The sequence below is a fragment of the Erythrobacter sp. HI0063 genome (assembly GCF_001635685.1).
Lineage (GTDB): Bacteria > Pseudomonadota > Alphaproteobacteria > Sphingomonadales > Sphingomonadaceae > Qipengyuania.
Window position 1 is genome coordinate 1 of the sequence record NZ_LWFF01000076.1, and the last position, 246, is coordinate 246.

The 246-nt window shown below is 62.6% G+C and carries 1 protein-coding gene; it reads left to right on the top strand.

Annotated elements, in window-relative coordinates; genetic code table 11:
- Positions 1-246: hypothetical protein (locus tag A3736_RS03805; RefSeq protein ID WP_197465478.1), on the top strand; the 246-nt coding region annotated here is incomplete at both ends.

Below are 246 nucleotides of genomic sequence, written 5' to 3' on the forward strand. Positions count from 1 at the left end.
GGGCGAGGACGATGCCTCCGCCATGCGCGAATTGTCGACCAAGCTGAAAGTCACCGGCTGCGACCTCTTCAGCGCAGGAGATTTCGCGGAACGAGAGGGGCGCGAGGATATCGTGTTCCGCGATCCGGCGCGCGGCATCTACAAGCGGCTGGTGATCGAGGACGACCGGCTGATCGGCGCGGTAATGTATGGCGACACGGCGGACGGCAACTGGTTCTTCGGCCTGATCAAGGACCAGACCGATAT